Source organism: Sodalinema gerasimenkoae IPPAS B-353 (genome assembly GCF_009846485.1).
In the GTDB taxonomy this organism is placed as follows: Bacteria; Cyanobacteriota; Cyanobacteriia; order Cyanobacteriales; family Geitlerinemataceae; genus Sodalinema; species Sodalinema gerasimenkoae.
Window position 1 is genome coordinate 2,856,492 of record NZ_ML776472.1, and the last position, 26,909, is coordinate 2,883,400.

Genomic DNA, 26,909 nt, shown 5'->3' on the forward strand with positions numbered 1-26,909 from the left:
CGGAATCCCTCCCCTCCCGACGAAAGTAAAAGATAGGTAGATGCACCCTGATGATTCAACCCCGGCAATTACACCCCGCCGGGGTTTTTTTGTGGCTTCCCCCTCAAAAGGGCCATCTCAGCCAGCGGCGGAGACTGTTGGAGAGGCGATCGCCCAGAGTAATTTCATCGAGCCAAGTGGCTTCGTTAGCGGCCCATTCATCCACCACCACTCGCCCGAGGGGAGTTAAGCGAAAACTATCGGTAATTCCCTGGCCATCCACTTCTCGCCGTAAAACCCCTACATTAATCAGCCACAATAAATCATTCTCAGCCGCAAGTTCTCCCAGGGGATAGAGGCTATATCCCTGTTGTACCCCCGTCTCACCGACAATCTTTTCCAAGAAAATCCCCTGTTGACGGAAGTCTTGATAAAGTTTCAGGGTGAAGGGGGCGCAACGGATGGCCCGACGGGCGCGATCGAGGCTAGTTTCGGAATAGGGAATCGAGGTCGAGGGGGGAAGCGTCATAACTCATGGGGCCGGGGGACTTGTACCCTGTATTCTAAAGGAACAGAGGTTACAAGTTCCTCTTCCCGTCCTCGATTTTCCCTGTCTGCTCTAGTTCCCATGTCCATTGTTGTCGCCACGTTCTACCAATTTGTCCCCCTCCAGGATCTCGACTCCCTGCGATCGCAGCTTCTGGAGTTCGGGGGCGATCGCCATCTCAAAGGAACCCTGATTCTTGCCCCAGAAGGCATCAACGCCACCGTCGCCGGACCCCGAACGGCGATCGATTACCTCATGGCAAAACTGCGCCAAATGCCCCAATTTCAAAGCTTAGAACGCCTAGAGTATAAAGAGTCTCAAAGCCAAACTTCCCCCTTCCAACGCTTCAAAGTTCGCATCAAACCGGAAATTGTCACCTTCAGACAAGAGAATATCAACCCTCAAGAAACCGTAGGAACCTATATTCAAGCTACGGAGTGGAATCAACTCATCTCAAATCCCGAGGTCACCCTCATCGATACTCGCAATGAGTTTGAAGTCGAAATCGGCACATTTAAGGGCGCTCAAAACCCCAAAACCTCAACATTCACGGAGTTTCCAGATTATATCAAAGAAAATTTAGACCCCCAAAAAACTCCTAAAGTTGCCATGTTTTGCACCGGAGGAATTCGTTGTGAAAAAGCAACATCTTATCTCTTAAAACAAGGATTTAAAGAAGTTTATCACCTCAAAGGAGGGATTCTCAAATACCTCGAAGACGTCCCCGAAGAGGACAGTTTATGGGAGGGAGACTGTTTTGTCTTCGATGAGCGAGTGGCGGTACGACATGGTCTAGAACGAGGAGACTATGAACTCTGTCTCAGTTGTGGACATCCCCTCTCCCCAGAAGAGCGCAACTCTCCCCACTACGACTGGGGGATTTCCTGTCCCCATTGTTACGGAAGTCTGAGCGAGGAGAAACGCCGCCGCCGAGAAGAAAAAGTGCGCCAGCTACAGCTTCAACGCCAACGTCAAGCCGTCAGCGATGGGAACGACACTTAACGAGATGCGATCGTCTTGATGGAGGGCAAGGTTAAACTCACGAATTGCCTGAGTGCGTTTATCGCTGACCGTTTCATCAGCAACTTGCCCCGACCATAAAACATTATCGATCGCAATCAGGCCCCCCGATCGCACCAGTTGCAGAGATTTCTCGTAATAGTGGGGATAGTTACGCTTATCCGCATCAATAAAGGCAAAATCAAAACTCTCGGCCTCTCCTGCGGCCAAAAGTTGATCCAGACTGTCTAAGGCGGGGGCCAAGCGTAACTCAATGTTGTCAGCGACTCCGGCTTGTTGCCAATAGCGACGGGCGATCGCCGTCGTCGTTTCATCAATATCACAAGTTACCAGCCGGCCCTCCGGGGGCAATGCCAGGGCCACCACCAAGGCACTATAACCAGTAAATGTGCCAATTTCTAGGGTTTTTCGCGCCCCGAGAAGCTGTACCAGTAGGGCCATAAACTGCCCCTGTTCCGGCGCAATCTGCATCCTGGCACCGGGTAAGTGGGCGGTTTCCTGGCGCAACTGCTGTAATACTGGATGCTCTCGGAGGGAGATATTGAGGAGATAATCGTGGAGTTGGGGGGATAAGCCGAGGGTTTTGGGGGACATGGGGGAAGAAGGCAGTAGGCAGTAGGCATAACCCACCCCGCCCTCCGGGCACCCCTCCCAAGAGGGGATAGACGTAGGGGCGTACCCTTGTGGTCGGTGAGCGATAGCCGAACCGTGGTCGCCCGAGGCAATAGGGGGGATGCCGTGAGGGGTTAAAATGGGAGTCAACTGACTATGTTAAAGCGTTACAGGGTTTTTACCACGGGATGGATACTACAGAAAATCGGATTGAACTCCCAGATGATTTAGAGGATGCGATCGCCCAGGCGAAGGCGGCGACGAAAGCAGCCCTGGAGGATGGCTATCGCGTAATCCAGGTTGAGATCGTCTATCCAGAACTAAAGGCCCAACCTATTGCTGAAACCTTTATCCCCGTACTGACGGAGATGGGTTATAACCTCAAAGTCATGTTCCCCGACACTGGGGCCGCAGCTTTGGCGCGGCGGGATTGGGGAGATACCCCCTTTAAAATTACCGATGTGGGCAGTCGTCGCCTCCCCGTCACCAGTCAGATGGAAGAGACGGATGAGTGCTATCTGTTGGTGGAACCGTCGGATGTGGAAATTGAACAAGTCGAGAAACTGGCCAACGAAGCCGGCGATCGCCCGGTTATTCTCCTCCTCCCTCGCCTCGAAAGTGTTGCCACCGTGGGCATTGGCTACGCCGCCCGCCAGTTACGGGAACGCTTCCTCAGCAAAATCACCTCATGCTATTATGTTCGTCCCCTTCCCGGTGGCGCTCTCTTACGGATTTATCCCTCGCCCTGGATTGTCTGGACGTTAAATGAGGAGAATCAATATGAGGTGTTAACGGAAATGTCCTACAAACCCGTTGGCGAGGAACTTGAACGCCTACTAATGGGTGAAGAACTCGAAGACAGTTCCCCCGAACCCAGCGAGAGTGACTCCAACGCTCCCCCAAGTTCCAACAAACCCCAATCCCGAGGCCTATTCGCCGAAGTCCAACGCTTCATCCGCGCCCTCACCCAGTAAAAGGCAAGAGGCAATAGGCAAAAGGCAAAAGGGAGGTGTTTCCCGTTCCCTATTCCCCCCCCTACTGCCTACTGCCTACTGCCTACTGCCTAGGGCGACCACGGTTCGGCTATCGCTCACCGACCACAAGGGTACGCCCCTACGTCTTTTTTGTTCCCTGTTCCCTGTTCCCTGTTCCCTTCCCCTATGCCAGACTTACAAGACGAACTCATTGAAGTTCTCCAAGAACCCCCAGATTTAGACTTTGATCTGCCCAATCCTGAGGATGAGGATTTACCAGATTTTGAGTTTTTGCAACAAATTGATCGCGCCTGGTTGGTGTGCGATCGCTTTAACTTACAAACCGATATTTGGCGGGGGCGGATTTTGCGGGCCGTGCGCGATCGCGAAAAAATTGGCGGTGAGGGACGGGGTAAAGGCTTTCTCAAATGGCTCAGCGAACGGGAAATCAGCAAAAGTCAAGCCTATTCCCTGATTGAACTGGCCAATAGTGCCGACACCTTACTCCAACAGGGTAAACTCGACCCCAACAGCATTAACAACTTCAGTAAACGAGCCTTTGTCGAAACCGCCAACTCCCCCATCGAAGTCCAGCAACTGGTAGCCTCAGCGGCCCAGGATGGCGATCGCATTACCCGCCGCGAAGTCAAACAACTCTCCGATGAGTGGATGGCCATGACATCAGAGTTATTACCTGAAGAAGTCCGGGATTTAGCAGCGGATCACTCCTTACCCGCCCGCCATGTAGCCCCGCTGGTTCGAGAACTCGAAAAACTCCCAGAAAACCATCTCAAAGAGATTCAACGGGAAGCCGCCGAACATCCCGATGTGGAAACATTAAAACAACTCACCACCGAAGCCCGCAATCTCTCAAAATATATTGACGCCGCCTCTCAGGTACAAACCCTACAAGATCCGTCCCTGGATTTAGAAATGGCCCTAGAAGAGGCCCTACGGATCGGTTCCTTGAGTGTCGCCTCAGATTTGGTCAAACAGGCGGCCCAACTCGAACAAACGGTGACAAAACTCTATACCACCTGGAAGCGTCTCTCCAGCCAAGCCGATCGCCTCTATGTGGACACCGGGGCCAGCACCCCCAACCTGCGATCGCTCATCACCATCGTCGAACGCATCAGCGGCCCCATCATCGAAGTTCCCCTTGATGACAGCGGCGAACACAGCGTTCGTCTACAAATCCTGAGCGACTAACCCAAGCCAAGCAAATTAAGGCGGTGCGTTCCGGCAAATTCCCATTAAACGCTCAAAGCTAACAACGATTGCAAGCCGGAACACACCCTACCCTCCCCATCTTGCCCCGGGGTGAGGGGTGGGTTACCCCCTATTCCCTATCCCCTGTTCCCTATTCCCTATTCCCTATGCACCCTATTCTCATTACCGGAGGAGCCGGATTTATCGGCTCAAACTTTGTTCGCCACTGGTGTCAAAACTATCCAGAAGCCCCTGTCGTGGTTCTCGATGCCCTCACCTATGCCGGAAATCGCGCCAATATCGCCGACCTCGAACAACAAGGTAAACTAACCTTTGTTCAGGGCAATATCTGCGATCGCCCCCTCCTGGATCGTCTGTTGAGTGAACATGAAATTGATATCGTGGCCCATTTCGCCGCCGAATCCCATGTTGATCGCTCAATCCTCGGCCCCGAAGCCTTTATCCAAACCAACGTCGTCGGCACATTTACCCTCCTCGAAGCCTTCCGTCAGCATTACAGCCAACATCAACGGGGACGATTTCTCCATGTCTCCACCGATGAAGTCTACGGAAGTCTCGGCCCAGACGATCCTCCTTTCTCCGAAACCACCGCCTACGCACCCAATAGTCCCTATTCCGCCTCCAAAGCCGGAAGTGATCATCTCGTACGTTCCTACTTCCATACCTATGGCCTACCAACCCTAATCACCAACTGTTCCAATAACTACGGCCCCTATCACTTCCCCGAAAAACTGATTCCCCTGATGTGTATCAACATCCTCCTCGGGAAACCCCTCCCCATCTATGGAGATGGGCAAAATGTGCGGGATTGGCTCTATGTAGAAGACCACTGTAGCGCCCTGGATACAGTGATTTTTAACGGACGTCCTGGACAAACCTATAACGTTGGCGGCAACAATGAAGTCAAAAACTTAGATCTCGTCCATCTCCTCTGTACATTAATGGATGAAATGGCCCCTCAACTGCCAGTTCGTCCAAGTCAAGAGTTGATAACATTTGTCCGCGATCGCCCCGGACATGACCGGCGCTATGCTATCAACGCCAGTAAAATCAAGACAGAACTAGAATGGCAACCGTCGGTCACAGTCGAAGAAGGGTTACGACGGACTGTGAGCTGGTATCTCAGTCATGAAGACTGGTGGAAACCCTTGCTCTCAGAAGATTACCGCAACTACTACGACCAGGTATATGGCCCTGAGTCAGCCCCGACTTCCACCTAAACTAGAGACTACCATGAAGGAAGGGGCCCTGAGGTTATCAAACCTAATCCCCTCTTTTCTCTAAGTTGGGTTCGTTGGATATGTTTCATGGTCGTTTCACAGCCATCACACAACCAATACAACGACTGAGTACTCAGGTTCCGTTGCGCCTTATTTTGGTGGTTCCCTTTCTCCTGGAAATCATCTTGATTGTCGGCTTAACGGGCTGGTTTTCGCTGCGCAAGGGCCGTCAGGCAGTTCATAATCTTGTGAGCCAACTGGCCCAGGAAAAGAGCGATCGCATTGAAACGGAAATTGCTAAGTTTCTTGAAATTCCCTTGACGGTCAATCAAATCACCGCTAAAGCAGTTGCGCGCGATCGCATTGATGTTAGTAATGTTCGGAACCTGCAACCCCTCTTTTGGGACCAACTCCAAACGTTTCCCTCAATTAATAGTATTGGTTTTGGAGAATCCAATCAGGGTCATTTTATTGGGGTTGCGTCACGAAAAATTGACAATGAAACCCATTATTATATTGAATATGCTGACGAAGCAACCGGGGGAAACTTCAGGAGTTTCTCAGTGGATATTTTAGGACAGATGACCACTGGGCGTCTTATGAAACAGGATTTCGATGCTCGCGATCGCCCTTGGTATCAACGAACCATCGGCTTAGGTCATAGTAACTGGAGTCCTCTCTATATTCCCATAAGTCAGGCCGCCAATAACTCACTGGCGATTACGGCATCTCAACCCGTTTACGATGAAAATCATACCTTGTTAGGAGTCACAACCGTTACCCTACAACTACAATATATTAGTAATGTCCTTAAACAACTTGATATTGACTATGATGGACAAGCCTATATTGTGGACTCAACCGGTCAACTCATTGGCATTTCTGACGGAACAGATCCCCTCAATTCAATCACTGTAGATCCAGACTATCCAGGACAGTTCCTACGTCCCTATGCTCGCAATAGCAACCAAAGTATTATTGCAAAATCTGCCCAATACTTGGAATCTAAATTTGGTCATTGGAGCCAGATTACAGAGCGAAAAAACCTCTATCTTCAAACTGAAACTGAAAATTACTTCTTACAAGTTCGCCTAATTCGTGATAACTATGGTGTTCGCTGGCGTAGTGTAGTCATTGTTCCCGAATCGAAGTTTATGGGAGAAATTGAAGCTAACCAGCGTTTAACTCTTATTTTATGTGCGATCGCCCTCGTTATTGCTGCTGGACTAGGTTGGCTGACGGCCCGTTGGCTGACTCAATCCCTTTTCGAACTCAGTGAAATCAGTCAAGATATTGCCCATGGAAAACGCGATCGCCCTATTCCAAAGGGAGGAATCCGAGAAATCAGTCAACTCTCAGACTCCTTTAGACAAATGGCCCAACAACTGCAAACCTCCTTTGATGTTCTCGAAGATAAAGTAGCAGAGCGGACGGCCCAACTCCAAGAAGCCAAACAAGTCGCCGATGCCGCCAATGCCGCCAAAAGTAAATTTATTGCCAATATGAGCCATGAACTGAGAACTCCCCTAAATGGGGTTCTCGGCTATGCCCAGATTTTAATGCACTCTCAACATTTAACCGCCTTAGAAGTTAGACAACTGAACTCTCTCTACAACTGTGGTAATCATCTCCTCAATCTAATTAACGACATTCTAGATTTCGCCAAAATCGAAGCCGGTGAACTCAGTATAAATCCCAAAATAACCAATTTTGCAAAACTATTAGAAACCGTCATTGAAATATGCCAAGTTAAGGCAGAAGAAAAATCTCTCAACCTAAATATTTTTCGTTCTCCTGAGCTTCCATCTTATATTGTCGTCGATGATAAACGGCTAAAGCAAGTCCTCATCAATTTATTAGGCAATGCAATTAAATTCACAGAACCCGGCGGAGATGTTGAGTTTCGGATTGAGACTCTTTCCTCCTTAACGAAAAATTCCTCCTCAGAGGTCAACTCAGTCCACGTTCAATTTGAAATCCGGGACACAGGCATTGGTATTGCCCGTTCAGATATTGATCGTATTTTCCACCCCTTTGAACAGGTGAGCACCCCAGAGCACAATACAGAAGGAACCGGCTTAGGATTGGTCATTGTTCAAGAAATCCTCCATCAGATGGGAACCAAGCTTAAAGTAGAATCACAACTGGGATCGGGCAGTTGCTTTTGTTTCGATTTAAATCTAGATATTGACCTTTGTGAACCCATTGGCAACGCTGGAGGGCACGTGACCGCTGAAACAAAGGAACAGCTCACAGTCGCCAACCGTTCAGCAGACCCCAATCAACTTCCCTCACAGTCCCATTTAGTCGAACTGTTACATCTCGCCAAGCGGGGTAGTTTAAATCGCTTGGGTCATTCCCTAGATAGCATAGAAGTAGAAGATGCACGCCTGATCGACTTTTGTCAGCACTATCGTCACCTGATCCAAACCTTCCAAGTTCGCCAACTGGTGCAGGAACTGACCCGGGATCTTGAAATAAAGTCAGCCTCAGAAGCAACTTCAGATCAATCCAGCTAAGAGGGAGCAGCAGCCAGCACTCAGACAACCCTGAGATCTCAATCCACAGCAGTTGATGAGACACTCTCCTCTGGAGGCTAAAGTAGAGGAGGGGTTTGGATTAGCGGTACAGTAAGATGGGATAGCATGAGAAACACCCACTAACCTCTGCTGATTTTTTGCGTTAGGGTTCTACAAAAACCTATGAAATTTCATATTCAATCGGACAGCGACATTCCCGCCTCCAACCAACTCTTTAATCAAATTCGCTTTGCCATCGCCTCCCGTCAGTTTCCCCCCGGACATCGGTTACCCAGTACCCGGCAACTGGCGATGCAGACCGGCTTACACCGCAACACCATCAGTAAGGTCTACCGCCAACTCGAAGACATTGGCCTAGTGGAGGCTCAAGCCGGTTCTGGGATTTACGTTCGCGCTCAGGGCCACGAAGGCGGGGGAACACACCTGAGTTCTCCCATCTGGGCCCAATATCCCGAGGCCCACGATGTCATCAAACGCAGCCTAGACGAACTCCTCAACAAAGGCTGTTCCCTCAACGAAGCGCGAGAGTTATTTCTCGGGGAGATTGACTGGCGTTTACGCTGTAGCGCCCGGGTTTTGGTGACGGCCCCCCTCCAGGATATTGGTGTGGGAGAGTTGATGTCCCAAGAACTCGAACAAGCCCTAAAAATCCCCGTCCAACTGGTTCCCATGGAGGAGTTGTCGGAAGTTCTCGACAAGGCTCACTCAGGAACCGTCGTCACCAGTCGCTATTTCATTGGTGAAGCCGAATCCGTCGCCGCTCCCAAAGCCGTGCGGGTGATTCCCATCGATATTTATGATTACGCCAAGGAAACCGAACTGGTGAAAGACTTGGCTAAAGATAGCTGTTTGGGACTCGTGAGCATCAGTTCCGGGTTATTACGAGCCGCTGAAGTGATTGTCCATAGTCTGCGCGGTGACGAGTTACTGGTGATTACCACCGAGTTAGGGAATACCTATAAACTCAACGCCATGGTTCGTAGTGCCCGGACGATTATCTGCGATCGCGCCAGTCTCGATGCGGTCAAAACTGCCATCCAAGCCGCCCGAGAAGACCTGATTCGTCCCCCTCAAGTCACCTGCTTCGAGAACTACATCAGTAGTAAATCCATCGAACTGCTCAAACGAGAGTTGGGCTTAGACTAGAGTTCCTCAGGATTCACCCCCAGTTCTCGAAGTTTCGCCGCCAGTCGTTCAGCGCGTTGCTGTTCGGCTTCGGCTCATTGCTGTTCGGCTTTGGGTCGAGTCGCCACCCCCTCAGAGACTCAGGTTTAAACGGATCATAGACAAAGTATTTCGGGGTACGGAACGTCCGCTCATAGAGATCCTTCTTCTGAGTGAAGTCGACCTGGGCCGTACTCGGGGACATCAACTCGATAATGATGTCTGGATAGCGTCCCTCCTCTTCCCACACAATCCAGCCCTGACGCTCGCGATCGCCCGGAACATCTAACACCACAAAACAATCGGGGCCACGAAAATCTCGATTCATGGCTTGGTCCCGACTGTAATAGACGAACATATTACCGCCGACAAAGTAATCCTCACGTAAACCTCTTGGGAGCGTGGAAGCCCCGTGTCTTGAGACCGGGGAGGAAACGGGACAGGGGGACTTTAGTCCCCGTCAATCTTTCAAGCATAGGCGTAACCATCCTTTCGGTGAATAGGTTTGCAGTATTTGTGGTTGATACCTGCCACCCGTCCCGAGGCGGTGGTAATATCAAAACTGCCAGACGCACGGCAGAGAACCCGTCCTACATAGGAGCCAATTTTCTTCCCTGCCGTGACCGTAGCCGTCACGATGTCGCCAGTCTGAAAACCGTTGTGAATTTGTCTCCTGGAGCGGTGACGAGTAGGGAATCCATACTTATTCGTCCCGCACATCCGACGAGTTCCATGCCCCTTCGCTACAATCAGCAACGGTTTTGACGTCAGAATGTCGAGTGATTCGACGTCTCCAACACAGGCAGCATCAAGCCAATGAGCCTTGGGTAGGTTAAGCCGAAGTCGATTGAACTTCGTTTGCCCGCCAGTTCCTGTGGTAACTGGGAGTCCTGTTGCTTTGAGAGCCTTGAACAAGGCCCATCGGGTCGAGTTAACGGCAGCCGCATCTTTAAGGGGTGATTTGGCCTGCCCCAGAAGACGACTCAGGACATCAGGCTGGCCCGATAAAAAATCCCGAATGTCCCCATGGCCTTTGGCTTGATTGCATGAGCAGCAAGCCAGAGTCAGGTTAGAAACCCGGTCAGAGCCACCCTTAGACCGAGGCTGGATATGCTCAACTTCAAGTGGTACATGTTTCACCCCACAGTAAGCACAGGTTCTGCCCCACTTCTCCAACAGGTATTCCCTAACTTCATAGCCTTGTAATTCTCCCTGCTGATACTCAACACCTGAGATCTCAGGGTTTTCCATCAATTGCAGGTCGAACCGTACTAGCTCTTGAGTAATCTGGCCAACTGGGGCAAGTCCACGAAATCGGTGAACCCAGGTCATTAGAGTATCTACTCGATGCTGCAAGCTGGGAGCTAACCAACCTTCGGGACGAGTCCGATTCAAGAACCGAGCTGGTCGATATCGGGTCTTGCGGTTTCGTCGAGAACGTCGGAGTTGACGACGAGACAGCAGTGCTTCCTTAATCTGCTGTCCTCGGTGCTGCAACTCGGCAGCAAAGATGATTCGATTCCCTTGCTTCAGGGCAATTCCAGTGACGTTAGAGCCTGGGTCTAATTTGAATTCGACCGGTTCAGGATTCGCATCAACCTCCTTATTTAGAATAATGGTGAATGGGTAGCGTCGAAATACCGATGCTTTTCCGGCTTTGAGTAGTGACCGTGCGACCCCTGGCTGGCAGGGGGTCAGGGGCTTGCGGTTGGTATCTAAAACGAAAACATGGTTAGACATTGTTGCGTCTCTTCTGATTGCTCGTAACGTTGGCTATGCGCTAACGCGCACGCTGCGCGAACGCTAATGTTCAGAGTCGGTACTTTCCCAATCGCACTGTCTTAACCCCTTAGGACTGTTTAACGATTCGGTTCTAGTGCCTGGAACTAGCACGCATTCCAGGGTAGGAACGTTAACTCTTGCTCTGAACGTAGCCTGTTAGGGCGATAGCTGGTCAGCTACCTGAAGAGGAGGCACGAAGCCCCCGTGCTTCAGCAAACGTAGCCTGTTAGGGCGATAGCTGGTCAGCTACCTGAAGAGGAGGCACGAAGCCCCCGTGCTTCAGCCGGGGGTGCTGACGATGGCTGAGGGTCACTTCCACTGAGTCAATCAGCAGATTCATAGCCAGGCGGTGACGATGGCTTTCCAAGGGTTCTCCGTCATCAAATACTAAATTGCTTGGTGGGGGAGTCGGCTGCCAGGGCTGAAGGTCTTTATCTGGCATCAACGCTTCTGACGTACTCTCGGGCGACATAACCCATGTTAATTAAGAGATCAACCCCCATGATAACAAACGCCTCTTATCTCTTACCTCTTGCCCGAAGAGGGCGACCACAGCTCGGCTATCGCTCGCTGACCACAGTTCGGCTATCGCTCACCGACCACAGTTCGGCTATCGCTCACCGACCACAAGGGCTACGTCTATCCCCTCTTGGGAGGGGTGCCCGGAGGGCGGGGTGGGTTATGCCTACTGCCTACTGCCTTAACGTCTATCCCCTCTTGGGAGGGGTGCCCGGAGGGCGGGGTGGGTTATGCCTACTGCCTACTGCCTTCTCCCCCCCTACTGCCTTCTTTCCCTATTCCCAAACTGTCATAGTCACCCAGCCCAGCCATGCAAAACTTGCCAGAATAGGGCCAAGACTCCTTGAAAAGAGAAGTATAGGACAACTTGCCCCATCGACGGGTGAGTCTAAACCAATGTCCCTTGTTGAACTTCATGGAGTATTCCCCAATGAGAACCAGCCTTCAAGTCATCCCATCTCCTGCAAAATCCCTAGGTGAGCGTCAACCTTGGACTCTGATCTATCTAACCATTGCCACATTTACCGTCCTAACGCCCCTCTTTAGCCAACTCCAGCAACTGCCAGACTCTCACCAGCCTCTAGAATCAACCCTCGTCGCCGGACGAGGAGAAGAGTCTGATAAATGTGTCTGGCTCGGCATTTGTGACTAGGACCAACCTCAAACTTGGTCGGAATTGGGTGTATCTCCACAACCCTCTACCCAAGCCGCCATTATGATTGCATCCTTAGATGTGGCGACCGTGTATCGAGCCTGTAATCCCAGTCAAACCCTCGATGTTACCCGTCGCCAAGACCGTCGTTACTATGTTGATTTATCCAAAACCCGAGGGGGCGATCTCCTCGGGGAACTCGATGCAACGATCCGTGTCTTTTGTCCTCAAGAACCCACCTGTCAGTTATTAGCTGGTCATATCGGCTGCGGCAAATCCACGGAACTGCGACGGCTTCAGGCTATCTTGCAACACCATAACTTTGCCGTGGTTTATTTTGAGTCTTCCCAAGACTTAGATATGGCCGATTTAGATGTGGGGGATGTGCTGTTGGCGATCGCCCGGCAAGTTTACGATCGTTTTGGTAAAAACATCGTGATTCCGCCCGGGGGACAACTTTTTTCCCTGGTCAAAACAGCCAATAGTCTCGTATCCACCGAAATTCCGCCCCTCGAAGACCCCAGAGATGGCGATCGCTTCCGGGGACAACTCCAACAACTGAGTCAGCGAACCCACGGACGACCGGATTTGCGATCGCAACTGCGACAATATCTCGAACCTCGGATTCAGACCTTCCTCGATGCCTTCAATCAGGAACTCATCAATCCCGTGGTCGAGCACTTACGGCAACAAGGCAAAATCGGTCTGGTGATTTTAGTCGATAATCTCGATCGCCTCGAAAGCAGTCAAAAACCCTGGGGACGACCCCAACCTGAATATCTATTTGTCGATCGCGGCGATCGCCTCTGTAAACTCAACTGTCATGTGGTGTATACCATCCCCTCCAGTCTCCTCTTTTCCCGCGACCTCAGCCGCCTCAATCTCAGCCTTGGAGTCGATCCTAAGGTGCTCCCAATGGTCTCCATTAAACACCGCCAGGGCAGCCCCTCGAAGCCCGGATTAAGCCGATTACGGCAGCTTATCCTAGCCCGGGCCTTTCCCGATGCCACCCCCCAAGAACGCCAGCAATGGTGCGATCGCCTCTTTGACGACTCTCAAACCCTCAATCGCCTCTGTTACGCCAGTGGCGGACATCCCCGAAATTTGCTACGCTTATTTCACCGTCAAATCGAAAAAGAACGACAATTTCCCCTCTCCCAAACGTCCCTTCACTCCACCCTCCGCGAACGCCGCGACCAACTTCTACGCAGTATTACCCGTGACGAGAAAGAACTCTTAAAGTTTGTCGTCAAACACAAAAAAATTAGTGGTGACGCTGACTATCAACCCTTAATTCGCAGCCTTTTAATCTTTGAATATCGCGACAATAAAGGGTCATGGTTTGACGTTAATCCACTTTTAAAAACTTCAACCTTCAAATAAAAGCAATAACATAACTATCTCCATTGTGCTCCTTCCAAAACCAGGCTTAGCCCCTTCACGATTCACCCTTAAAAATCAACAAAAATGATGGGTTTTGTTTCTCCAACTGACACTCCTGCCCCCGAAGTTCAAGACAATCAACTCGCTGAACTTCGGTTTTGTCTTGAAGCCGCCGAGGGGCAGTTCAAACTCATGTTTGTCCGTTGTAACTACCAAACCCTGCGCTCTCAACTGCTTCAGCATCTCCAACAGAGCACATCCCTGAAAATTCAGGACATTCAAATCCAGCCCAATGCCTGTAGCCTCTTTCACGCCCTCTATCCCTATCGCACCCCCCATCATCCTGATGTACTGTCCCTCAGTGGACTAGAAGCCGTCAACGACCCCGATCGCCTTCTGCACTCAGCCAATCCCGTCCGCGAGGAATTTCGTAAATACTTTCCCTGTCCCTTGCTGCTGTGGGTGAACGATCGCCTCCTCAAACAACTAATCCGGCTCGTTCCCGACTTTGAAAGTTGGGGAACCACCTATCACTTCCGCCTCTCCCCCGCACAACTGCGTCAAGAACTGCGTCAGCAGAGCGATCGCCTCGAACAGCGACTCCTCCAAGGAGAGAGCATCCAATGGCATCCCAACGCCACCCTCACCCAAGACCGCGATCGCGAAGAACTACGCAGCGCCCTAGAAGCCCTACAACAGCAACATCAACGCCTCACCCCCGAACTCGCCGCCCAAGTCCAAGTCCTCGTAGGGCGCAACGCCTACGAACGGCCCCGCATTCCCCTCGACACCGCCCGCCGCCACTTCCTCAACGCCCTCCACTATTGGCAAACCCAGCCCCAAGACCCCAGAACCCTACAAAAACAAGCCCTTCTCCATCTCCATCTGGGTCTGGTGGCCCTGCGCGATCATGACAGCCGCCGCCTCGATCACCACAGCCATCCCGACGCCGAAACCGCCCTAGACACCGCGCGTCAACATCTGCAACGCTGCGCTGATCTCTTCGAGGAGAACCATCAAGCCGAAGCCGTCGCCAAAGTTCTGCCCCTTTTAGGGGAAACCCTGCACCGGCTAGGAGATTGGGACAATCTCAGCCAACTGGCCCACCGGGCCATCAGCCTCCATAAAACCTATGGCGACCCCCTCCACCTGGCCCTCGACTATGGCTTTCTGGCTAAAATTGCCTGTTTAGAAGAACGTTGGTATCGGGCCCAAACTTGGGCCGATCGCGCCCTACAACAACTGGCCCAACTGGATATTCAACGTCCCTTCCCCCCACCCTTCCAACACCTAATCACCCAGGAAATTCGCCTGCTGCTTGTGAGCGCCCAGCAGCATCTCCAACGCGCCCACAGCGCCCAGGAAAACCTACAAATGGCCCTGGCAGACCTCCCCCGAGCTTTGCAAGACTCCGCCCACCAAATTGACCCCCATTGCTATCTGCGACTACTCGATCGCCTGCGCAGTGGCTATACCCTGCATCAACAGCATCTCGCCGCCTTTGAAATCAAACAGCGGCAACGCTCGATTGAACAACAATATGGCTTCCGGGCCTTTATCGGTGCCGGTCAACTCAAGCCACAACGGGAACATTTCCCATATACTCTCACCTCCGCCGCCGCCGCCAAACCCGGTCACGTCGCCCCGGAAATCCTGGCCTCACCCCGCCGACAGGATATTGAGACCATTCGGGAACGGTTGGCCCGTCCTGAATTTAAACTCATTACCCTCTACGGTCCCTCTGGCGTCGGCAAAACCTCCCTCATTGACGCGGGATTGGTTCCGGCCCTGCAACGGGCCAGTATTGGTGTGCGCACCGCCTTGCCGATTGTCCTACGGGTTTACGATGATTGGAGCGATCGCCTCGGACAACACCTGGCCCAATCCCTCGATATCGATGCCGCCAATCCCCAGACCCAATCCCAGCAACATCTCTTGGCGGCCCTCGAACGGGCCAGTCAGCGCAATCAGTTTATCGTGCTGATTTTCGACCAATTTGAGGAATTTTTCTTTGCCAACACCAAAATTGAGCAACGGCTACCCTTCTACGACTTCCTGCGGGCCTGCTTTGATATTTCCTATGTCAAAGTGCTGCTATCCCTCCGAGAAGACTATATGCACTGTCTGCTGGAGTGCGATCGCCACCTCAACCTCAGCGATGTCGACCATAATCTCCTCGATCAGCATCGCCTCTACTACCTACGCAGTTTCTCCCCTGACGACACCCGTCACCTAATTCGCCACCTCAGTGAAACCCGCCCCCACCTTGACCTCGAACCCGCGCTCATTGATGCGATCGTCGAAGATTTAGCCCAAGAATCCGGCGATGTGCGCCCCATTGAACTGCAACTCATTGGCGCTCAGCTACAACACCACCACATCACCCATCTCGACCAATACCGACAACTGGGGAAAAACCCCAAACAGCAATTGGTGGAAGACTTCCTAGAAGATGTCATCCAAGATTGCGGGCCCGAGAACGAAGCGGCGGCCCGTCATCTGCTCTATCGTCTGACCAATAAAGAGGGACATCGCCCCATTAAGGCCTATTCCGAACTGGCCCAAAACTCCGGCCAAACCCCCCAGTCCCTGGATTTGATGTTAGACATCTGCGTTAAATCCGGGTTAGTGTCCCTACTTCCAGAAGCCCCTGAACCCCGTTTTCAACTGGTCCATGATTACCTGGTGTCCTTTATTCGCCTCTCGCGGGAGCGGGCTGATGTGCAAGCTAAGGTGGATTTACAGGAGACGAACCTACGGCTTCATGAGGAGAAGGCGATTCTACAACAACTGACCGAGGCCCAGGAACGGCAACGACAAACCGATGCTCGGATGAAACGACTTTGGATTCTCGGGGCCGTACTCTCCTTATTGGGGGCTGGGGTGCTGGCGGTGGTGGCTAACCTGGCTATCCGCGCCCAAAAAACGGCGGCGATCGCCGAAATTAAAGCCCGTAATGCCGCTGCACGAGCCTATTTACCCCTGACCCCCCCGGATTCCTTTTCCGCCCTATTAGAGAGTCTCAGAGCTGGGGAGCGATTCAAGGAACTGAACCCCTCGGAACCGGAACTGCTGCGGGAAATCGTCCCGCAACTGCAACAGTCCCTAGAAGTGACCTTTGAGCAAAATCGCATCGATAGTCCCAGCAAGGGCATTTTGGATCTGAGTTTTAGTCCTGATGGCAGTTTTTTGGCTACGGTGGGGTTAGAAAATACCCTCGACCTCTGGGCCAGTGATGGAAACCTACTTCAGCGGATTGCCGCTCATGATAAGGCCGTCACCAGTTTAAGTATTAGTGCCGACACACAACGGATTTTAACCGGAAGTGACGATCGCAGCGCCAAACTCTGGAGTCGTGATGGTGAGTTATTACAGGTTTTACAAAATGGGGAAGCGACGGTGACGACGGTAGCCATTGCCCCGGATGGTGAAACTTGGGCGATCGCCGATGCGGAGGGCCAGGTGAGCCTCTGGACTGGGGAGGAGGGCCCAGACCAAACTATCGCCGCTCATGACAGTTGGGTTTTGGGCTTGAGTTTCCACCCCGACGGCGATCGCTTTGCCACGGCGAGTCGGGATGGGACTGTTAAACTCTGGAATCGTGAGATGGGAACCCTACTTCAGACGCTCCCTCCTCAGGAAGGTGGTATTACCAGTCTAGACTTTAGTCCCGATGGCGCAACCTTAGCCACCAGTGATGCGAATGGCAATGTCTGGTTACGGCGCGGCCCCAACTATCAACAGATTCAACCCCTAACAGCGGTGAGTGAGAGTCGCATTCTCAATCTGGTCTTTAGTCCCGATGGCCAGTTTATGGCTACGACCACCGCTGAGGGAGTCATTTATATTTGGACTGCCAACGGGGAGTTACTGCGGGAGTTACGGGGTCATCAGGATGCTGTCTGGGGGGCCAGTTTTAGTCCCGATGGGGGACGCTTAGCCAGTGCTAGTTCCGATACCACGGTGCGCCTCTGGCAGATTCGGCGAGAGGTGGAGACGGTTTTAGAGGCGCAACAGGGGGAAGTTTGGGCGGTGGACGTCTCCCCTGGGGGAGATTTGTTAGCCTCGGCTCATGAGGGGGGAGCGATACAACTCTGGACGTTGGATGGCCAGCGGTCTGAGCGTTTGCTGGGCCATGAGGATATGGTTCTGAATGTGAGTTTTAGTCCCGATGGTCAGTTTTTGGTCTCGACAGGGACTGATGATACGGTGCGATTATGGCGACTCGGGGAACCGGAAGCAGTGCGGGTATGGTCGCCGGGCCAGGGGGTGCGCACGGCTAGTTTTAGTCCCGATGGTCGCAGTTTAGTTACGGCTGGGGATGATGGAACTTTAGTCCTTTGGCGAGTCGCCGATGGGGTTCGACAACGGACGATTCAGGCTCATGATGAGGCTATCAATAGTGTGGCTTGGCATCCTGATGGGACTCGGTTGATCTCCGCCAGTCGCGATCGCACTCTGCGGCTGTGGAGTCGTGAGGGAGCGCTTCAGGCGACGTTAGAAAGTGGCTCGGGGTCAACGGGGTCTGTGAATTGGGTCAGTTTTAGCCCTGAGGGGGATTGGATTGCTTCGGCCAGTTCAGATAATCGGATTCGCCTCTGGACTTTGGATGGGGAGTTGAATCAGGTGTTGCAAGGTCATACGGCTCGGGTGAATTGGGTCAGTTTTAGTCCTGAGGGAATGCCCCTGCAACTGGTTTCGGGCAGTGACGATCGCACGGTGCGGCTTTGGCAGTTCGATGAGGGCCAGGAGGAGTTTGTCAATACTGAGGTGTTTAAGGGCCATGGGGATAGTGTGTTGAGTGTGTTGTTCTCACCTCGGCAGGAGGTGGTGGCGTCGGCGAGCAAGGATGGCACGGTGCGCCTGTGGCTGTTGCCGAGTTTGGGCAATTTTGAGGCGTTATTTGAGCGAGGCTGTGCTTGGATTGGCGACTATCTCAATCATGGGGTTCCCTTGCAGGCGGGGGAGGGGTTATCCTGTCGCCCCGATTAGAACTCAAGGCCATGGGCATTCTTTGAGGGGTCTGACCCTGAGGTCGGCGATCGCGACTACCCTAAAAGGGTATGTTGTTTTGGATTAGCCTGAGCCACATCAGGGTATCTGCCTGGCAAATCTATGAATCAATTGAGATGGCGACGGGATCTCCAGGGTATATTGACATTTTTAAAAACCTGTGCTAGCTACCGTTCACCCAAAATTCCTGAGTACGAGACTTGGCGTAATCGCTTTGTCCGTCATCGTCTCAGTTTGGGGGTCTGGTTGGTGGGGTTGGTCTATGTCTCGTTTCTGATCCTGGAACTGTGGAATTTATACTTCGACCCCGAGGCGTTTGACCCTATGTGGTTGACAACGCAACTGAGTACCTTGATGGCCATGGTGGTCTGTGGCTTGCTGGTGCGATCGCCCTGGGGACAACGTCATAGTGGGGGAGTCTTCTTACTCTTTTCGGGAACCATTAGCCTGATTCCCTTGGTTCAGCGGGCCCTTGCGGGTCTGTTGGAACCGTCCCTTCTCGTCTGGCCCGCTATTTTTCTGGGACAGGCCACCTTAATTCCCGTACGTTGGCGTTTGCATAGTCTCGCGCAACTGATCGCCTTGGGAAGCTATCTGGTCTTGAACCAGGTGTTTCAGATTCCCTCCCAGATTCCCTTGGTAAACCTGGGGTCTTTAGGCCTATGGATTTATTTGGGTTGGATTTGTGTGATCTGCAATTTATCTGTTTATCTTTACGAACGACTGCGGCGATCGGACTTTACGGCCCGCAAGCAGTTAGAAGAGGCCTATCACCGTATTGCCCAGGAACAGGAGCGTTCAGAAAAGCTTCTGCTGAATATCCTGCCCCATACCATTGCTCAACGACTGAAAGAACAGACGGAATATGTGGCGATCGCCGATAGTTTCAGTCATGCGGGGGTCTTATTTGCCGATATCGTCGGCTTTACGGCGCTATCGAGTAAAGTCTCTCCCCCGGAACTGGTGCAACTGCTGAATGAGATTTTTTCCGAGTTCGATCGCCTCGCCGATTTCCATGGACTCGAAAAAATCAAAACCATCGGCGACGCCTATATGGTGGTCTCTGGTTTACCCGAGGCCCGAGACGACTACGCCGAGGCGATCGCCGATATGGCCTTAGATATGCGAGACGCCTTAGTTCAGTTCAATCAGCAGCACCAACAGGAGGATTATCCCGCCTTTTCGATGCGCGTGGGGATTGCGATCGGTCCCGTGGTGGCTGGGGTCATCGGTCTGAAAAAGTTTATCTATGACCTCTGGGGAGACACCGTCAACCTGGCCAGTCGCATGGAATCCCACGGCTTACCCGATAGCATCCAGGTCACCCAGGAAACCTATCAGGCCCTCAAACAGAACTATCACCTGGACTATCGCGGCGAAATCGAGATTAAGGGCAAAGGCAAAACCCCCACCTACCTCCTCCTGAAAAAATCTCCAAAACCCTCATCTGAAGAGCGATTCAACTCCCGTTAGCTCCAAAATTGCCAAAAAAAAACGCCCAAGACCGAAATCTGGGCGTTGCCATCAGGGTGCATCTACTAAACACACTATAGCGGTGGGGGGTCTGACCCCGCAACCCTATTAACAAAACTTTACATTTTGAAGCAAAAAAAGGGGGAAGAGAAGGCAAGAGGGGGAACCACAGAGTCACAGAGGACACAGAGGCAGAAGAGAGGGAGAGAGATAGATATAGAGATAGGGATGGGGTTCACCCCTATTCCGGTGTTCCCTTATGCATGCCTCTTGCCTCTTGCCTCTTGCCTTCTTCCTCCCTATTCCCTACAACGGCCGATAGACCCGATAATTGATGCTCGGGAAGATATTATCAATGGCTTCGACCTTCTCGATCCAGCCTGAGTCAATCTTGCCGACTTGGACATCATCATAGATTTTGTGGAAGCGCATCAAATGGGAGCGAGTCCGGCGAACCGCATAGGGAACCATGGTTCCTGTACGCATAATGAAGGCCCAGTCTGACGATTGTGCCAACAGCAGTTCTCGGGCCGCTTGGTTGAGGGCGCGCCATTCCAACTCATCCGCCGGTTCACGCTTACTCAGTTCAATCATCCGTTCCGTAGCCTTGTGCAGATGGGGATAGACCCAGGCATTAGTATCATTGAGCCAGTATTCATGGAAGCCCCGGAAGCCCCAACTCGACTGGGAAGGTTTACAAACTTGCTGGTTGGGTTCCATCCGTAAGTAATCTGCCAGATGGGTCATGTCATAAGTATTCTGGTCATACCAGGACTTGCGGAAGAGATAGTCGATAAACCAGGGGCCTTCATACCACCAGTGACCAAATAACTCCGCATCGTAGGGAGACACCACCATCGGCGGACGGCCCATAATGCCATGGAGATGGGAAACTTGACGTTCCCGGTTGAACATGAAGTTCGAGGCATGTTCCGCCGCCTTCTCCCGGGCCCAATAGGGGTCATAGAGGGCTTTCTGACTTAAATCTAGCCCCCGTCCCGTGATTTTGTGGTACTTGATGCCCGTGTTTTTCCGTTGGCCGTTGGGCATGATGTAAGGCTTGATGTAGTCATACTCAGCCTCCCAGCCCAAGTCCTTATAGAACTCCCGATATTCTGGCGCACCGGGATATCCCACCTCAGAGGACCAGACTTGTTGTGAGGATTCATGATCCCGGCCAAACACCGCCACCCCGCTTTCAGTGAAGATGGGGGCATAGGTACCAAAACGGGGTCGAGGGCGGGCGTAGAGAATCCCATGACCATCGGTGAGGAAATAGCGCAGGCCCGCATCGGCGATCATGCGCTCGAGGCCTTCAAAATAGGCACATTCGGGCAGCCAAATGCCACTGGGAGGACGGCCGAAGTTTTCCTCATAATGCTCAGCGGCCACCTTCACCTGGGCCCAGACGGCCTGGGGATACATCTTCATCAAGGGCAAATAGCCATGAGTAGCGCCACAGGTGATGATTTCTAGGTTGTTGCTGTCGAGGAATTGCTTGAAGGCCAGCACCAGGTCGCCCTGGTATTTTTCCCAGGTTTTGCGAGTTTCAGCAAACTCCGTGGCGTAATGTTCCGCTAGATAGCGCAGATGTCCATTATGCTCGTTATGGACGATTTCCTTCTCCACCAAGTCTTGGAGGAGGGCCAGGTGAGCATCATAACGCTCTTGCAAGAGGGGATCTCGTAGCATGGACACCAGGGGAGGGGTCATGCTCATGGTCATCTTAAAATCGATGCCATCTTGCTTGAGTCCCTCAAAGACCCGCAGTAGGGGGATATAGGTTTCGGTGATGGCTTCATAGAGCCATTCTTCCTCTAGGACGTAGTCACTCTCAGGGTGTCTGACGAAGGGAAGATGGGCATGGAGGACGAGAGAAACGTAGCCAGTAACCATAGGATTTATCGTGGGAGATGAGTAGTGAACAGCAAAACAGCCCGGGGCGATAACAGAAACTAGTCAGGAGGGCGATCGCTCCTGAAATCTAATTCCTATCATCATAGTTGACGAGTCGACCTTGGAAAAATAGCTGTTAACTGAGTTCTCGTCGTCGATGCAAGGACGGAGAGGATATGATTAAATCAACATGGCATTGGCCTAAGGGGGTCGGTTCCTGTCCCCGTCCCTTCCGAGCTGTTCTGCCTCTGACCGTCCTCTGTGCTGTCCACTCCGCGTTTGATTCGCAATCTCTTATGAGCGCAACCCCTGGTAAGTTACTCAAACAAGCGAAACAGGGCGATCCCAAGGCGATCGCCGCCCTAATGAATCGCTCCACCCAAGCGAAAGGGATTTCCGTCAAAGCCTCCCTCAAGAATCGCTGTTTACAAGTCCTTCTCGAAGGTGATGTCGTCCCTCATCAAAGTAAAACCGTTGAGTTTGTCCGCGACGGTATGGGAAAACTACAAGTAGAAGGGGTTGAGCGGGTCAAAGTCTATGGCCGTCAGGTGGGCCAAGAAACCCCAGTTTGGCAGGAGGAGATTGTTTTAGCCAACGCCAACCCCTTTGATGAGGACGGCGATGATCAAAACCCCAGTTTGGCAGGAGGAGATTGTTTTAGCCAACGCCAACCCCTTTGATGAGGACGGCGATGATCCCGATTTGGGGATGGATGACTATGACGATCCCTCTGCTATTTCCAATACCGATTTCCCAGATCCTCCGATACGATTTGGGGATGGATGACTATGACGATCCCTCTGCTATTTCCAATACCGATTTCCCAGATCCTCCGATGGGGGCAGACTCCTTTGTCGATGAGGGCTTAGATCAGCGATTTGAGGAAGAAATCGGGGATCAGTATGATGATGACCTCTATCAGGACAACTACGACGAAGCGGGAGATGAGGAGGACAACGACGAGGAGGCGGATGAGGACGCAGCGGCGGCTGAGAAAAAGAAACCGGGAGTGACCATCGCGGCGGTTTTGGCCGTCTTAGTGTTGTTGGTTCTCGGGGGTGGCTATTATGTCTACACCAATCGCCCGGAACTTCTCGAAGGGTTACCGTTCTTTGAGCGGGATGGTGAGGGGAATCTGGAGTTTATCTCTCCTTTAGATGACTCGGAGGATGAGGCTGAGCCGGGGGATACGGCTCCTGATGAAACTGAAGCAGAGACGGCTGTTGATCCCTTTGCGTTGGGAGTCAGTGCGGCGATTGAAGCCTCGGAAAAAACGCAAGCGGCTCAGTCTGCGGAGGAATGGCAGGAAATTGCGGAACTCTGGCAAACGGCGATTACCCAAATGCAGGCGGTTCCTGAGGATCATCCCCAATATGACGTGGCTCAAAATCGGGCTGAGTCCTATCAAGCCAATTTACAATATGCTCAACAACAAGCCCAATAGTGATAGGTCATCACGGCTGCTAGGGGTCTCGGAGGAAGACTACTCTCCCTAGCCCGTCGTTTCCCACTTTCACGTTTCCCACTCTCACGATTCATAGTTTGAGATTCACATTAGACAGCAAGGAGCATCAGATAGATGACACGGAAACCTTCAAATTCGACCTGGCTGGATTCTGTGGAGGGGTTATCCCTCGTGGGGGCGGTGTTAGGCACTGTAGCGGGGTTGGCGTTTCAACAGTTGATTTATGTGTCGGCCCCGCTGGCATTGGCGTTGGTGATGAATTTTGTCAATCGTCAACGTCACGAGGAAGAACTCGAACGCAGTTTGGGCGATCGCGTGGTGGAAACGCGCCTAGAGGTTGAACGTCAGTTTGAGGATGAGTTGTCCCGAGTGCGAGATGAGGCTAGCTTGACTCCTGACGAGGTGCAAACAACAGCTAATGAGGATTTATTAGCGGTTCAGGAGCAACTGCAACAGTTACAAGTGCAAACCCAACAGCCGATGGTTGCGGTGGCGGAACTTCAGCAACAAATCAGCACCTTATCGACTCAGGTGGCCAGAGCCTTGGCCAATCTGGAGAACCTGGGAACGGGAGTCGCCACGGGGATGCTTCAGGGAGTTGTCAAAGCATCACAGGAGACGGGTGAGCGTGATCCGTCTGAGAGTACGTCTGAGTCGGTTGCCCCGGACAGGGCCTCGGAGGTGGCCTCGGCTGATGAGTTCTGGAAACAGTACCAGCGAGGGGTACGCCAGTTTGCTGGGGTGAATCTATCCCAGGTGAATTTCAGTCAACGGCGTGACTATCTCGATGGTACAGACTTCAGTCGAGCTAATTTGCAAGGTGCGAATTTCATGGGTCTAAATTTGGGTGAGGCGACGTTGAAGGAGGCGACGCTGGATGAGGCCCAGCTAGATTATGGCAATTTGAGTCGATCTCAGCTACAAAATGCCAGTTTAGTGGGAGCGACACTGCGCGGGGCCAATCTACGCCGAGCCGATCTGCGCGGGGCTAATCTGGAAAATGCCGATCTCTCCTATGCCGATGTGACGGATGCCAACTTTGAGGGGGCAAATCTCAAGGGGGTTAAGTTTTTCCGAAGTCGCGGTTACGAACAGGCTCTGCAATCTCAGTTTGTTGCCGCCAGTTAATACCTTTTTCATCAGAAAAACTGAGGATAATATTCCGTTAACCTATGTCTGATAACTTAGGCTGAGGCTAGTCTTGGGTAACCTAATCCTCACTGGTAGTCGCGGTAACAGTTCACTGTTGCTCAAGCGACTGACCAGCAGATTGAGGTGGGTTATTGTAGAGACTTCAATCATAAAAGGTGTGAGAGTAAAAGACGTGACCCATTCAACAAGTTTTCTGTTCCGGTTTTCCCCGGCTCTATTGGCAATGTTGCTACTGTCTTGGGCAACCGATGTGATGGCCAAAGATGCCAATTCCCTAGGGCAGAATGGAGAAACTATCACCCCAACCCTGACAAAAGGGTTGGATGATGAGGCGACCCCTGCTCATCTGTCTCAAGTTATGACGGTGGATGAGTTCTCTTTGGGGACTCGTCAGTCCTCCCTCGATCAAGTGACCTCCGTCTCGCAACTATCGGATGTGCAGCCGACTGACTGGGCATTTCAGGCGTTGCAGTCTCTGGTTGAACGCTACGGCTGTATCGCTGGCTATCCCGACGGAACTTTCCGGGGCAACAACTTCATGACCCGGTATGAGTTTGCCGCTGGTCTCAATGCTTGTTTAGATCAGATTGTGGCTATTGTTGGCGGGGGCGATACCCTCGATCCCAGTGATTTAGCCACCATTCGTCGCTTACAAGAAGAATTTGCGGCGGAGTTAGCCACTCTACGGGGTCGGGTGGATGGCTTGGAGGCCCGCACCGCTGAACTGGAAGCCAATCAGTTCTCCACGACAACCAAACTGAGTGGGGAGGCCATTTTCGCTATCTCCGATACCTTTGGCAATGCCATTGGTGCCGGTGAGGATCTCACGCAAACTCAATTCGCCTATCGGACTCGCCTTAACTTTGATGCCAGTTTTACGGGCCGCGATCGCCTACGGGTTCGCCTGCAAGACCGCAATATCAATGACTTCCGAGGCGGCCTCACCGGCACTAACATGACCCGCCTGGGATTTGCGGGCAATACCGGCGGGGTTGTCGTCGATGACTTCTATTATCGTTTCCCCCTCGGTGATAACTTCCGAGGCTATATCGGCGGTAAATTTGACGCGGATGATGTTGCCAATCTGTTCTCCCCTCAAGCCAGTAGTGGTGGCGGGGCCATCTCCCGTTTTGGACGCTACAATCCCCTATTCCGTCTAGCTTCTGGTGCAGGTGCTGCCGTTCAAGGCCGCTTTGGTGATTTTGGCTTAGATGTAGGGTATCTTGCCGGCAATGCCAATAATCCTGAACGCCAAAATGGTCTCTTTAATGGTGAACATGGAGCGTTTGCCAACTTAACCTATGCCTTGGGAAATAACGTTGATTTAGGGGTCTCCTATCACCGCAACTATTTCCCCGGTGGTGAGGTGAGTCTCGCCGGTGGAACAGGTAGTAGTCGCGCCGGTAATCCCTTCGCCGCTGATGTAGCCGCGTCGTCGGATTCTCTGGGAGGCCAGTTCCGGCTGGGATTGGGGGCGATTGATTTGTCCGGTTGGATTGGCTTCACTTGGGCCAATGCTCAAAGTAATGGCAGTGGCTTTGAGGAGGGTGATAAAGCCGATGTCATCAACTATGCTCTGGCACTGACTGCACCCGACTTGGGCGGTGCGGGTAATCTGGCTGGCTTGGTTGTGGGGGTTCCCCCTCAAGCCACCCGGATTCAACGCTCAGATCCGGCTCTGCTGGGACGGGAAGATACGGATACGTCGTTGCACATTGAGGCCTTCTATCGCTATCGCCTCAATGACAATATCGCGATTACCCCCGGCTTCTTTGTAATCACCAACCCGGAACACAACAGCAATAACGATGCTCAGTGGGTCGGGACTCTGCGCACAACCTTCAGTTTTTAGGGCAGCCTTAGCTTGTCCCTAGCGTCATCGATGGCAATAGAGGAGGGTGATTCGTTGCCGTTGTCCTTGGTCACCTGACCATTGCCATCAAAAATCCTTCACCCTGTTTAGGCGGGCCTGTAGCTCGCCTTTTTCTGACATCGAGTTAACTACATTTATTTTTATTAGGTATGACAACCTGTCTTACTATTTTGGGGGTTTCTCGAATCAACTAATGAGATATAGTCAAAACTATTGACGATTGCGCGAATCTGTGCTGGGAGACGGGAAGGTTTCAATCGGTCATAATCCCTAAAGCTGAAATGGTTACACCTCTTGTTATGCAAGCGTTTAAGTCGTTTGAACTCAGGTTCTGCTGTTACGGCAACCTGCCATCTCTCCCAGCAGATCGAAATAAGTCCTAGAAATTAGTTGACAAAAGATTGCATCTATTCCA

Annotated in this window: 19 protein-coding genes and 1 pseudogene; 14 read left to right on the forward strand and 6 right to left on the reverse strand. The window is 52.1% G+C overall.

All coding sequences use genetic code 11. The features are described 5' to 3' along the window. Positions 1-103: 103 nt before the first annotated feature. The gene (locus tag L855_RS12495; protein ID WP_159788489.1) at positions 104-508 is read right to left on the reverse strand and encodes an Npun_F0494 family protein; all 405 of its coding nucleotides are present in this window, start codon (positions 506-508) and stop codon (positions 104-106) included. A 99-nt stretch (positions 509-607) separates the two neighbouring features. On the opposite strand from L855_RS12495, the gene trhO reads away from it, so the two are divergent. Further along, a complete protein-coding gene (trhO, locus tag L855_RS12500; protein ID WP_159788491.1) occupies positions 608-1,528 on the forward strand; it encodes an oxygen-dependent tRNA uridine(34) hydroxylase TrhO in 921 nt (306 codons plus the stop codon). Here the strand turns inward: trhO and L855_RS12505 are convergent. Then, positions 1,478-2,140, reverse strand: a complete 663-nt coding sequence (locus L855_RS12505) for a class I SAM-dependent methyltransferase (RefSeq protein WP_159788493.1) — start codon at positions 2,138-2,140, stop codon at positions 1,478-1,480. The two genes, trhO and L855_RS12505, sit on opposite strands and share 51 nt — an antisense overlap. 206 nt (positions 2,141-2,346) lie before the next feature. Here L855_RS12505 and L855_RS12510 point away from each other — a divergent pair, with 206 nt between their 5' ends. The 5 genes from L855_RS12510 (at position 2,347) to L855_RS12530 (ending at position 9,268) form a co-directional block, all read left to right on the forward strand. Beyond that, positions 2,347-3,132, forward strand: a complete 786-nt coding sequence (locus tag L855_RS12510) for a DUF1995 family protein (protein WP_159788495.1) — start codon at positions 2,347-2,349, stop codon at positions 3,130-3,132. Between the two features lie 186 nt (positions 3,133-3,318). Then, the gene (locus L855_RS12515) at positions 3,319-4,341 is read left to right on the forward strand and encodes a hypothetical protein (RefSeq protein WP_159788497.1); all 1,023 of its coding nucleotides are present in this window, start codon (positions 3,319-3,321) and stop codon (positions 4,339-4,341) included. 167 nt (positions 4,342-4,508) lie between these two features. Continuing rightward, entirely contained in the window at positions 4,509-5,582 is a 1,074-nt protein-coding gene (rfbB, locus tag L855_RS12520) for a dTDP-glucose 4,6-dehydratase (protein WP_159788499.1), read from the forward strand. 80 nt (positions 5,583-5,662) lie between these two features. Then, entirely contained in the window at positions 5,663-8,101 is a 2,439-nt protein-coding gene (locus L855_RS12525; RefSeq protein ID WP_159788501.1) for an ATP-binding protein, read from the forward strand. Between the two features lie 183 nt (positions 8,102-8,284). Continuing rightward, a complete protein-coding gene (locus L855_RS12530; protein WP_159788503.1) occupies positions 8,285-9,268 on the forward strand; it encodes a GntR family transcriptional regulator in 984 nt (327 codons plus the stop codon). Between the two features lie 94 nt (positions 9,269-9,362). On the opposite strand, the pseudogene L855_RS12535 reads toward L855_RS12530, so the two are convergent. The 3 genes and pseudogenes from L855_RS12535 to L855_RS12545 all read right to left on the reverse strand — a co-directional run. Next, a pseudogene (locus tag L855_RS12535) lies at positions 9,363-9,671 on the reverse strand (Uma2 family endonuclease); the annotation flags it as partial. 83 nt (positions 9,672-9,754) lie between these two features. Continuing rightward, complete coding sequence (iscB, locus tag L855_RS12540) at positions 9,755-11,026, reverse strand: RNA-guided endonuclease IscB (protein ID WP_159788505.1); 1,272 nt, start codon at positions 11,024-11,026, stop codon at positions 9,755-9,757. A 268-nt stretch (positions 11,027-11,294) separates the two neighbouring features. Continuing rightward, positions 11,295-11,510, reverse strand: coding sequence for a hypothetical protein (locus L855_RS12545; RefSeq protein WP_192925027.1), 216 nt, complete (start codon positions 11,508-11,510; stop codon positions 11,295-11,297). A 507-nt stretch (positions 11,511-12,017) separates the two neighbouring features. On the opposite strand from L855_RS12545, the gene L855_RS12550 reads away from it, so the two are divergent. The 4 genes from L855_RS12550 (at position 12,018) to L855_RS22865 (ending at position 20,108) form a co-directional block, all read left to right on the forward strand. Continuing rightward, positions 12,018-12,239 carry a hypothetical protein gene (locus L855_RS12550; protein ID WP_159788509.1) on the forward strand — a complete coding sequence of 74 codons (222 nt, stop codon included), beginning with the start codon at positions 12,018-12,020 and terminating at the stop codon, positions 12,237-12,239. A gap of 63 nt (positions 12,240-12,302) precedes the next feature. Continuing rightward, positions 12,303-13,622: an AAA family ATPase gene (locus tag L855_RS12555; protein ID WP_159788511.1), complete on the forward strand. Its 1,320-nt coding sequence runs from the start codon at positions 12,303-12,305 to the stop codon at positions 13,620-13,622. 84 nt (positions 13,623-13,706) lie between these two features. Then, entirely contained in the window at positions 13,707-18,614 is a 4,908-nt protein-coding gene (locus tag L855_RS12560; protein ID WP_159788513.1) for a WD40 domain-containing protein, read from the forward strand. Between the two features lie 123 nt (positions 18,615-18,737). After that, on the forward strand, positions 18,738-20,108 hold the full coding sequence (locus L855_RS22865; protein WP_219729913.1) for an adenylate/guanylate cyclase domain-containing protein: 1,371 nt from the start codon (positions 18,738-18,740) through the stop codon (positions 20,106-20,108). A 306-nt stretch (positions 20,109-20,414) separates the two neighbouring features. Here the strand turns inward: L855_RS22865 and L855_RS12570 are convergent, their stop codons facing one another. Beyond that, on the reverse strand, positions 20,415-22,004 hold the full coding sequence (locus L855_RS12570; RefSeq protein ID WP_159788515.1) for a glycoside hydrolase family 57 protein: 1,590 nt from the start codon (positions 22,002-22,004) through the stop codon (positions 20,415-20,417). Between the two features lie 296 nt (positions 22,005-22,300). On the opposite strand from L855_RS12570, the gene L855_RS12575 reads away from it, so the two are divergent. The 4 genes from L855_RS12575 to L855_RS12590 all read left to right on the forward strand — a co-directional run bounded on the left by L855_RS12575 (position 22,301) and on the right by L855_RS12590 (position 26,473). After that, complete coding sequence (locus L855_RS12575) at positions 22,301-22,684, forward strand: hypothetical protein (RefSeq protein ID WP_159788517.1); 384 nt, start codon at positions 22,301-22,303, stop codon at positions 22,682-22,684. Positions 22,685-22,782: 98 nt separating this feature from the next. After that, positions 22,783-23,448: a hypothetical protein gene (locus L855_RS12580; RefSeq protein WP_159788519.1), complete on the forward strand. Its 666-nt coding sequence runs from the start codon at positions 22,783-22,785 to the stop codon at positions 23,446-23,448. A 135-nt stretch (positions 23,449-23,583) separates the two neighbouring features. Continuing rightward, positions 23,584-24,597 carry a pentapeptide repeat-containing protein gene (locus tag L855_RS12585; RefSeq protein WP_159788521.1) on the forward strand — a complete coding sequence of 338 codons (1,014 nt, stop codon included), beginning with the start codon at positions 23,584-23,586 and terminating at the stop codon, positions 24,595-24,597. Positions 24,598-24,793: 196 nt separating this feature from the next. Further along, complete coding sequence (locus tag L855_RS12590; RefSeq protein ID WP_246198844.1) at positions 24,794-26,473, forward strand: iron uptake porin; 1,680 nt, start codon at positions 24,794-24,796, stop codon at positions 26,471-26,473. The last annotated feature ends 436 nt before the right edge of the window (positions 26,474-26,909 follow it).